We start from the raw sequence: 9,581 nt of genomic DNA on the forward strand, positions 1-9,581 counted from the left end.
CAGGGCCGAAGTGCCGTACGACATGGCAGTTCTCAGGCCCGACAGCGCCGGTCTCCCCACGTCCACCGCCCTGCCGGTTCCCGACACCGCACCGGCCTCAGCGGCAACCCGGTCGGAGCGTTACGTGCCCGGGTTCGAGCGCGGAAACTCCGTGGGCACGATACTGGATTCCGCCCGGCCCGAGTGACGGCAACGAACAGGACTCGCGCCCTGGTGGAGACGGCACCCGTCGTTATAGTTGGCGCCTACAGGAAAGTGACGGTGCGGAGGAGGGCCGTGCGGGATCAGCGAGTCCGGCCACGCCACGCCCCTCGCCCCTCTCGCCGTTCCTCCGCCACCCACGGAAGGGCCACGCGATGCCGGCCGTCCTCGTCCTGCTGCTCTCCGGAACCTGGCTGCTCTCCGGTGCCCTGGTCACCGGAACCGATCCGCTGATCGTCGCCGTGGGCCGGACCGCCGTGTGCTGCGCGGTGCTCACCGCCGTCGCCGTCTCCACCGCGGACGGCCGGGCCGACCTGCGCCGGGCCGCCGCCCGGCCGGCCACCGTGTGGCTGCTGGGCCTGCTCGGATTCGCCGGGTACGCGGCAGGGACCCTCCTCGCCATCCCGCGCATCGGGACCTCGCTCACCAATCTCGTCGTCGCGCTGATGCCGTGCGCCTCGGTGGCGGTCGGCGCCTTGTTCTTCGCCGAACGGTCCGGGCCGCGCAGGGCGGCGGGGGCGGTGCTGGCCTGCGCGGCGGCCGCCGGATACGCGGCGCTCGGCGCGGACGCGGGCGATGCGGACGGGGTGGGGCTGCTGCTCGTGGCGGCGGCGACCGTGGCCTTCGCCGTCTACGGATTCCTGTACCGGGCGCGGCTGTCGGGACTGCCGCCGCTCGCCGTGCTGCCCGTGCTGCTCGCGGCCGCCACCTGTCTGCTGCTCCCGATGGCCCTGCCCGCGCTGATCGCCCACCCGCCGACCCCTGCCGCGACCGGGGGCATCGTCGTGCTGGGCGCGGCCGTCTACGCACCCGCCTATCTCGTGCAGCACCGGCTCATCCTGGTCCGCGGTCCGGTCTTCACGGCCGCCGTGCAACTGGCCGTTCCCTTCACCGTCCGACTGGGCGACTGGGCGCTGAACACCGCGCCCGCTCCCTCTCCCGCCGAGCTGCTGCTCCTCGCGGTGTGCTGCGGCGGGATCGCGCTGGTCACCGTCCAGCCACAGGCCCGACTCGCCACCGCCGAATGACCGCGGGACGGTTGCCGGGGGACGCACCGGGACCGGCGCGGGCGGAACGGGCACCGGCGGAGGAGGGACCGGCTCAGATCCGGGGCTGATTCCCGGCTGTCGTCGCGCCGACCACCAGTGTGCACGGGTGGGCGTGCATCCCGGGTGCGTCGCGTCCGTCGGCCACCTGGGACGCGGCGGCGGCGCCCAATCCGGCCAGCGGGAATACGGTCCCGCCGCCGGCCACCCGCACTTTTCGTGCCACCGTCGACGGAGCCTCCGCCTACGCCGCCCGGCCCGTCGAGGTGACCGCGAGACTCACGGACAAACGCACCGCACACGACAGCGACTCCTTCGGCCTCAGCCCGATCGCCAGGGCCACGCCGCGGTGGACGGCCGGCTCACCGGACTGGAGAATGTCCCGAAGGCGGACCTCTCCGAAGTCGGCTCGTACAACGGCATCGAACCCTTTGCCGCCGACGGCGACATGTGGGCAACCTGGGACGACAAGAGCCTCTACGTGTCCGCGGTCGTCCGGGAGAGCGACCACCGGACGGCGCGGAAGATCGCCTGGCTGCCCGCCGGTGACAGCATCGGGATCGGGGTACAGCCGGGCGAACCCGGAGAAGGTCCGGGTGCCTGGGGTGCGCACTGGTACATGCTCTACGCCGGTGACACCGTGGCGGAGGGCCGGGTGTATTCGCTGAATCCCTGCCGAAGGACTGTCCGGTGGGGTCCGCGGAGAGCGCCGACGTCCGGGTCGCCCGCGGCGTCGGGGCCGGGACGACGACCTGCCTGATCGCCGTGCCATGGAAGCGGATCGCCCCGCTGCCGCCCGGCACCCCTCGTTCTCGCTGACCTGTCTGTAAGCACTTGTTTTGGCTCCAGTGCACGGATCTGTTTTGGCTCCATGGGCAGGCTGGAGGGGCGTGAGGCGGTGTGATTCACGCCGCTGTAGCAAGGTGATCTGGCTCCACTTCGACCGAGTGGTTCCGCTGGCCTTGAGCACGTCGCAGACCTGTCCTCCGGCCCACTCGCGAACAGTGGTGCCTCAGTTCTGGATCAGGCCGCCGACCGGGACAGGAGCGACGTGGCCGGTTGCCGGAACGGTCTGTGCTAGGTCGAGGCCGACATCGACTAGCGATGACCGGCGCAGGCAAGCGACATCGGGGATCGGAGTCCAGACGGACTCGGCGATATCGCCGTTCGGCTCAGGCCGCAGTTGGCCGCCGGTGATGCGGACCTGGTAGTAGATGCCGACATTCTGGTGCTCGATTCCCCTACGCGCGGCGACCGCGGGGATCAGCCTCGAGTCCACGCCCAGCAGGCGTTCAACCACCGCGTCGCAACCGGTCTCCTCGGCGACCTCCCGGATCACCGCATCGAACGGATCCTCCCCGTGCTCGACCCGACCGCCCGGAAGGGTCCAGATGCTCTCACTCTTCGGTTGTACGCAACGGGCGAGCAGCACACGCCCGTCCTCGACGCACACGGCGTACGCCGCCAGCCGGAAACTCATCCCCCACACCCCTGTCCAACGTCCAAGATCCGCGCATCACTATGAGCGCAGAGTGGAGCCAGATCAACTTCTTACGCCCTGGAGCCACTTTCATTCCGTGCGGTGGAGCCCAAAGAAGTGCTTACAAACACGCTGACCCTGACGGTCAACAAGAACGACGGTGTGCAGCGGGAGAACAACTACCGCTCGCTCGGTCTGGACGGATGGCAGACCTGGGGCGACGGGCTCAACAACTGGAAGCTGGTGCGCTATCAGCAGGTGCAGCTGACACGCTGACCCGCACCCGGCCGGTGGGCGCCGCGACAGGCCGCGCCCACCGGCCGTCGTTCCCGGCAACCGTGACGTCCACCATCAGCAGCGAGAGGCGAGACCACCATGACCCGCACTGCCATCGGCACCGACGACGTGTCCGGCCCCCGACGCCGCAACCGGCCAGGTCCACCCCGGCGCTCACGCTCCGCCCGCATACCGGCCCTCGCAGTCGCGTCGGCCCTCGCACTCTCCCTGCTCGTGGCCCTTCCCCCGTCCGCCCCCGCCGCGACGCACACCCTGTCGGTCACCTCCCCGAGCCTGATCTTCCAACAGGGTCAGGGAGGAGTGGAGTTCGGCTCATCGGCGGCTTCGGTGTCCTGGGCGATCACCGATGAACAGGGAACCCGGGTACGCGGCGGCACCAGCCGGCTCTCCGGCGGGAAGGCCACGATTCCCGTCGCCGACCTCGCCCCCGGCTACTTCGAACTCTCCCTGCACGCGGGCTCCTCCACGGAACCGACCGACCTGCGCACCTCGTTCGCCGTCATCGAGCCGGTGCCGGACGACGTGGTCGGCCCCTCCTCCCCGTTCGGCGCCGCCGTGCACATCGGACGCGCCGGCTGGGGCCTGAACGTACTGGACGAGGCGCGCAGGACAGGCATTGCGCACATCCGTGAGGACGCCTGGTGGAACCGGTTCGAGACCACGAAGGGCAGCTACACCTTCCCGGCCGCCTTCTCCGCCGAGATGGCGCGCGCCCGCGCGCTGGGCATCACTCCGATGATCATCGCGAACGGCGCCAATCCCCTGTACGACAACGGCCGTACGCCGAGCAGCCCCGAAGGCATCTCCGCCTTCGGGAAGTTCGCCGCAGCGGTGCTGAAGCAGTACGGCCGGAGCAATGTCGAGGTGCTGAACGAGTACAACGCGGGCACCTTCAACAACAGTGCCTGCGGGAAGAGCGCCGCCTGCTACCTGGACGTACTCGAAGGGGTGTACCGGGCGGTGAAGGCCGCGGACCCGGGCGCCTCGGTCGTCGGCCCGGCCACCATCGGCATCGGCAACTGCGTGGCCGCCGAAGGCACCAAGTGCTTCGCGCCGGACCTGATCGACCGCGGCGCACTGAACTCGATGGACGCCTACAGTGTCCACCCCTACCACTACCCGGGCGGACCGGAGTGGCTGGGCGGCTCCGGCGACACCGTCGCCGGCCTGCGGCAGCGGATCCGCGCCGCCAATGGCGGCAAGGACAAGCCGATCGTCCTCAGCGAGATGGGCTGGCCCACCGACACCGCACACGGCACCACCGAACGCCAGCAGGCCGACAACCTGATCCGGCTCTACGCGATCGGCCTGGCCAACGGTGTGACCCGGGTCTACTGGTACGACCTGGTCGACGACGGCAGCGACCCCGCCGAAAAGGAACAGAACTTCGGAATGCTCCGGCAGCCCGTGACCGCCACCACCGCGAACCCCGTCTCGGTCACCGCCAACGCCCCGAAACCGGCCGCGGTCGCCCAGGCCGTGGTGGCCCGGATGCTCGGCGGCAGGACCTACGCGGGTACCGATGGCCTCTCCGCACCGGCCTACTCCCTCCGCTTCACCGGCAGCGGCACGACCCGCGTTGTCTGGGCCACCACCGCCCGCGACCTCACGGTGTCCGCGACCGGTCCGGTCACCCTGGTCGACTCCTGGGGCCGACGCACCGTCAGGCAGCCGGCGGACGGCCGTCTCACCCTGGAGGCGGGCCCGTCCCCGGTGTTCGTCGAGGGCCCCGTGACCGGAGTCGGAGCCGTGACTCCGCAGTGAGACCGGCAGGGAAAACGAGTCGACAGACGAGTGCCGGGCACGCTGTGATGGCCGGCACTGCCCGCCGCACGGAGCGGGCCGGAGGCAGGAGCCGGCCTTGACCGCCGAGCGAACGGTGGACATCCACCCCACGATCGACACCGCACTCGTCCGGCGTCTGGTCGACACACAGTTCCCCCGGTGGGCGGGGCTGCCGCTGAAACGGCTCGACCGGGCCGGCTCGGACCATGTGATCCACCGGCTCGGCGAGCGGCTCTCCGTCCGGCTGCCCCGGCGCGCCGGGGCGAGCGGGCAGGCCCGCAAGGAATCCACGTGGCTGCCCCGGCTCGCCCCGCGCCTGCCGCTGGCCGTCCCCGTGCCGATGGCGGTGGGGGAGCCGGACTTCGGCTACCCGTGGCCCTGGGCCGTGTCCCGCTGGCTGGACGGCGAGGTGGCGACCGTCGAGGGCCTCGCGGACTCGGCGGAAGCCGCCGTCGGGCTGGCGGGGTTCCTGGCCGCGCTTCAGCGGACCGAGCCGGGTGAGGATCGCGAGGGCCTGGCCGCGCAGTCGCTGGCCGACCGGGACGGTGCGACCCGGGCCGCCATCGCGGAGGCCGACGGTACGTTCGACGCGGCGGCCATGACCGAACTGTGGGACGCGGCGCTCGACGCGCCCGGATGGGACCGCCCGCCGGTCTGGTTCCACGGCGACCTCCACACCGGCAATCTGCTGACCACCGACGGCCGGCTCAGCGCAGTCATCGACTTCGGCGGGCTCGGGGTCGGCGACCCGTCCTGCGATCTGACCATCGCCTTCACCCTGATGTCCGCGGGCAGCCGGGCCGTCTTCCGCGAGGCACTGGACGTGGACGAGGCCACCTGGACCCGGGGGCGGGGCTGGGCGCTGACCACCGGCCTGAACGCCTACACCTCGTACGCCGACGACGACCCCCGGATCGCCGCGCAGACCACCCGCCAGATCACCGAGGCCCTCATCGGCCGGTGATCACCGGACGGTCCCGATGCCGGGGCGGGGGCCCACCCCGGGCATCGGACACCATGCGGATGCGTACCGGGCTCAGAAGGTGACGTCCGAGCAGGCGTAGAACGCGTTGCCGGTGTCGGCGATCGTCCAGACGCCGAGAATCAGGTGCTTGCCGGACTTCTGCGGCAGGACTCCGGCATGGGTCACGGTGGACCCCGGCAGACGGCCCCCGAAGGGCACGGTCAGGAACGGCTGCGGCTCCAGGTCGGCCCGGGTGAGCGGCTTGGTGGGGTCGTAGCCGTCCTTGGTGATGTAGTAGCGGAAGTCGGTCGTGGCGTGCCGGGCCTCGATGCGCCAGCGGAAGGTGTAGCTCTGCCCGCCGGTCACCTGCGTCGCGGGCCAGGCGCCGCCACGCGGGTCGTCGAGCTCGGAGAACCGGCCGTTGCCACCGGCGCAGATGGTGCCGTCGACCGGGCCCCGGGCGGGGAAGCCCTTCGGGCCCTCGACGCTCGGCGGCTCCCACTGGATCTGGCCGCAGTTGCGCACGGTGCCGTTGCCGCAGAGCTGCTGACGGCTGATGGGGGCGTCGGTGTAGCCATGGCTCTGTGCGCTGCCGGTGGTGACGAGTAGGGAGGCCCCGGCGATTCCGAGACCGAGTATTAACGAGGTGATCCTTCTGCGCATGCTTCGCTCCTGAGGGAGGTGTGGGGGCGCTGCGAGACGAGTGGGGTGGGCGCTCCACCGCACTAGGTCTAGACCAACTGCGAGATTAGCCAGGACATTTGGTCATGTCCATACCAGCAATGCGCCGCCGCGCGACCCGCCGGTAACCGTTCCGGCCGGACCGCTGGGGCGCCAGCGGCACACTGGGCCGGTCGGCAAAGCAGGCGTATGCTGACAAAAACGCCTGCACACCGCGAGTGAGCGATGGAGGCGGCCATGACCGACCCGCACGGCTTCCTCAAATTCCCCCGCCGGCCCGTCCCGGCACGGCCGGTCCAGGAACGGCTGCGCGACTGGAACGAGGTCTACGCGGGACAGGCGAGGCTCCCGCTCGTGTCCGAGCAGGCCGGGCGCTGCATGGACTGCGGGATCCCGTTCTGCCACAGCGGCTGCCCGCTGGGAAACCTCATCCCCGAGTGGAACACGTACGCCGCACGGGCCGACTGGCGGGCCGCGGCCGAGCGGCTGCACGCCACGAACAACTTCCCGGAATTCACCGGCCGGCTGTGCCCGGCACCGTGCGAGGACGCCTGCGTGCTGACCATCAACGCCGACCCGGTGACCATAAAGAACGTCGAGCAGGCCATCGCCGACCAGATCTGGGAACGCGGGTACGCGTCACCGCGGCCGCCCGAGCGGCTCAGCGGGAAGACCGTCGCCGTCGTCGGCTCCGGTCCCGCGGGCCTGGCCGCGGCGCAGCAACTCACGAGAATCGGCCATACCGTCGCCGTCTACGAGCGTGCCGACCGCATCGGCGGACTGCTCCGCTACGGCATCCCCGAGTTCAAGATGGAGAAGCGCCATCTGGACCGCCGCATCGAGCAGATGCGGGCCGAGGGCACCAAATTCCGCACCGGGGTGGACATCGGCAACGACCTCGACGCCGCCGAGCTCACCGAACGGCACGACGCGGTCGTGATCGCGGTCGGCGCGCGAGGACAACGGGAACTGCCCGTCCCCGGCCGTGAGCTGTGCGGCATCCATCAGGCCATGGACTATCTGACCCTCGCCAACCGCGTCACCGAGGGCGACTGCGAAGCGCCCGCCGTCACCGCCGAGGGCAAGCATGTGGTGATCGTCGGGGGAGGGGACACCGGCTCGGACTGCATGGGGACCGCACTGCGCCAAGGGGCCCTTTCCGTGGTGCAGTTGGACATCAACCCGGAGCCCGGTGACACCCGGTGCGACAGCGAACCCTGGCCCGTCCGCCCGAAGGTCTACCGGATATCCCATGCCCATGAGGAGGCCCGGGGGCGGGAGGGGCGAGACCCACGGGTCTTCGCCTCGGCCACTCTCCGCTTCGAGGGCGACCGCTCCGGACGGGTGCGGGCGCTGCGCCTCGCGGAAGTGGAACCCGAGGGCCGAAGTCCCCGCCCGGAGACCGGGCGGAGCATCCAGGCGGACCTGGTGCTGATCGCCCTCGGCTTCTACGGCCCCGAACACGGCACCGGGCTGATGAGACAGCTCGGACTCGCACTGGACGACCGGGGAAACTTCGCCCGGAACGCCGGCTTCGGGGCCGAGGCGAGGGAGTTGTCCGGGTGTCCGGCGCACACCCGGACGGAAGGGATCTTCATCGCCGGAGACGCGGGGCGGGGCCAGTCCCTCGTGGTGTGGGCCATCGCCGAGGGGCGGTCCGCCGCCGCGGCGACGGACCGCTACCTGAGCGGTTCCACGGTGCTTCCGGCCCCGATCACACCCGAGGACCGGCCCCTGGTGGCCTGAGTGGCCGGGTGCGGCCCCGGGCGTTCCCCGCCGTTCCTCGCTGTTCGGTGATCGGCGCCCGGAAGAATCAAAAGGACTCGTCGGTATTACTAGTAATTCATATTCACGGCGGATCGGGCGATTCGGCTGTCAGTCGCTATTCTTGCCGTGGTCGCCGCTGCCCATCGCCGGGTATCGCGACGAGGCTTGAATTCGACGGTTGAGGTCGCCGGGTAGGGAAAAATTAGTAGAGCGGGCCCACGGCGACAGCAGCTGGGGTCCGCGGGGCCCACGAGACGGCTCGCACCACACTTCATCCCACATTCCCCGCACGTGACCGGTGGCGTCCAGTGCCCCGGTCCCGTGCGTCCGCAGGTATTCATCAGTTTCTCTTTCACGGTCCGTGCGCTCTGCCGTGCACGTTTCCGTGCTGGTTCCTTTCGTGAAGGTGCTTGAGTGGAAAGTTGCGAGCCGCTGCCCGGCGGTGATCCGGAGGTGAATTCCGGTCGGGCCCGGAGGTATGGGGCACCGATGCCCTCCGTGCGCGCTGTCGTGCGCGTATCGGCGTACCCGTTCCTGCTGATGGGTACGGTTTCGGTGGCCGCGGCGGCGTTGTGTCTCGACTGGGATCCCGATCGTGTGAGCCCGCTCTTCCTGCTCGGTGTCATTTCCTATCTCACGGCGCTCGAACGCCTGATTCCGCACCGGCGGTCCTGGCACCCGAACGCCGGTGAGTGGCGTTGGTACGGCATCTATTTCCTGCTGACGATGGTGGCCAGTGCCTTTGCGCAATATCTGGTCTCCGCGGTCGTCTCCGTGGTGTCGCCGAGCGAGCCGGCACTCAATCTCTGGGCGGAAATCCCCGCGGCTCTGCTGACCGGCTCACTGGCCAGTTATCTGGTACACAGGCTCGGCCATACCAACGCGATACTGTGGCGTGTGCACGGTGTGCACCATGTGCCGGAAAAGGTCAACGTCGCCAATAACGGCGTCAACCACGTACTCGATATCGTGCTCGCGCAGGGAACCGTCCAGCTGGCTCTGGCCCTGGTCGGCTTCTCCCGTGGCTCGGTGCTCGTCGTGGGCCTTTTCGTGGCTGCCCAGGGCTATTTCGTCCACGCCAACATCGACGTGCGTATCGGCCGGCTCAACCATGTTCTCGCCAGCCCCGAGCAGCACCGTCTGCACCACAGCACCGAACTGTCCGAGGCGGGCCACTACGGCTCGGACCTGTCGATCTGGGACCACTTCTTCGGCAGTTACACCTGGCGGCCCGGCCGTGAACCGGCCGCGGTCGGCCTGGGCGACCCCGCGTCCTTCCCCCGTACCGGGGAGATCGTTTCCAGCCTTCTCCACCCCTTGCGCCGCGCGAAGGGGCCCGGGACCGGCTCTGCCTGAACTG

At 70.2% G+C, this 9,581-nt stretch carries 9 protein-coding genes; 7 read left to right on the top strand and 2 right to left on the bottom strand.

What is annotated here, in order from left to right:
* Positions 1 to 356 precede the first annotated feature (356 nt).
* Both ACWCPY_RS06225 and ACWCPY_RS06230 read left to right on the top strand, forming a co-directional pair.
* A complete protein-coding gene (locus ACWCPY_RS06225) occupies positions 357 to 1,229 on the top strand; it encodes a hypothetical protein (protein WP_451263152.1) in 873 nt (290 codons plus the stop codon).
* 367 nt (positions 1,230 to 1,596) lie between these two features.
* Positions 1,597 to 2,007, top strand: coding sequence for a hypothetical protein (locus ACWCPY_RS06230; RefSeq protein WP_451263153.1), 411 nt, complete (start codon positions 1,597 to 1,599; stop codon positions 2,005 to 2,007).
* 252 nt (positions 2,008 to 2,259) lie between these two features.
* Here ACWCPY_RS06230 and ACWCPY_RS06235 read toward each other — a convergent pair whose 3' ends face one another.
* On the bottom strand, positions 2,260 to 2,727 hold the full coding sequence (locus ACWCPY_RS06235; RefSeq protein WP_451263154.1) for an NUDIX hydrolase: 468 nt from the start codon (positions 2,725 to 2,727) through the stop codon (positions 2,260 to 2,262).
* A 117-nt stretch (positions 2,728 to 2,844) separates the two neighbouring features.
* Between ACWCPY_RS06235 and ACWCPY_RS06240 the strand changes: the two genes are divergently transcribed.
* From ACWCPY_RS06240 to ACWCPY_RS06250, 3 genes are all read left to right on the top strand, one after another.
* The gene (locus ACWCPY_RS06240) at positions 2,845 to 3,003 is read left to right on the top strand and encodes a hypothetical protein (protein WP_451263156.1); all 159 of its coding nucleotides are present in this window, start codon (positions 2,845 to 2,847) and stop codon (positions 3,001 to 3,003) included.
* Positions 3,004 to 3,102: 99 nt separating this feature from the next.
* Positions 3,103 to 4,788: a hypothetical protein gene (locus ACWCPY_RS06245; protein ID WP_451263157.1), complete on the top strand. Its 1,686-nt coding sequence runs from the start codon at positions 3,103 to 3,105 to the stop codon at positions 4,786 to 4,788.
* A gap of 97 nt (positions 4,789 to 4,885) precedes the next feature.
* Positions 4,886 to 5,773: an aminoglycoside phosphotransferase family protein gene (locus tag ACWCPY_RS06250; RefSeq protein WP_451263158.1), complete on the top strand. Its 888-nt coding sequence runs from the start codon at positions 4,886 to 4,888 to the stop codon at positions 5,771 to 5,773.
* A gap of 72 nt (positions 5,774 to 5,845) precedes the next feature.
* Here the strand turns inward: ACWCPY_RS06250 and ACWCPY_RS06255 are convergent, their stop codons facing one another.
* Positions 5,846 to 6,436, bottom strand: a complete 591-nt coding sequence (locus tag ACWCPY_RS06255; protein ID WP_451263159.1) for a lytic polysaccharide monooxygenase auxiliary activity family 9 protein — start codon at positions 6,434 to 6,436, stop codon at positions 5,846 to 5,848.
* 255 nt (positions 6,437 to 6,691) lie between these two features.
* Between ACWCPY_RS06255 and ACWCPY_RS06260 the strand changes: the two genes are divergently transcribed.
* Together ACWCPY_RS06260 and ACWCPY_RS06265 are read left to right on the top strand one after the other, a co-directional pair.
* Positions 6,692 to 8,200: a glutamate synthase subunit beta gene (locus ACWCPY_RS06260; protein WP_451263161.1), complete on the top strand. Its 1,509-nt coding sequence runs from the start codon at positions 6,692 to 6,694 to the stop codon at positions 8,198 to 8,200.
* Between the two features lie 510 nt (positions 8,201 to 8,710).
* Complete coding sequence (locus ACWCPY_RS06265) at positions 8,711 to 9,577, top strand: sterol desaturase family protein (RefSeq protein WP_451263163.1); 867 nt, start codon at positions 8,711 to 8,713, stop codon at positions 9,575 to 9,577.
* The last annotated feature ends 4 nt before the right edge of the window (positions 9,578 to 9,581 follow it).

The sequence above is a fragment of the Streptomyces sp. NPDC002403 genome (genome assembly GCF_053593015.1).

Coding starts and splice junctions, on each gene's coding strand:
- ACWCPY_RS06225 (WP_451263152.1), top strand. CDS start 357: ATGCCGGCCGTCCTCGTCCTGCTGCTCTCCGGAACCTGGCTGCTCTCC.
- ACWCPY_RS06265 (WP_451263163.1), top strand. CDS start 8,711: ATGCCCTCCGTGCGCGCTGTCGTGCGCGTATCGGCGTACCCGTTCCTG.
- ACWCPY_RS06245 (WP_451263157.1), top strand. CDS start 3,103: ATGACCCGCACTGCCATCGGCACCGACGACGTGTCCGGCCCCCGACGC.
- ACWCPY_RS06235 (WP_451263154.1), bottom strand. CDS start 2,727: ATGAGTTTCCGGCTGGCGGCGTACGCCGTGTGCGTCGAGGACGGGCGT.
- ACWCPY_RS06255 (WP_451263159.1), bottom strand. CDS start 6,436: ATGCGCAGAAGGATCACCTCGTTAATACTCGGTCTCGGAATCGCCGGG.
- ACWCPY_RS06260 (WP_451263161.1), top strand. CDS start 6,692: ATGACCGACCCGCACGGCTTCCTCAAATTCCCCCGCCGGCCCGTCCCG.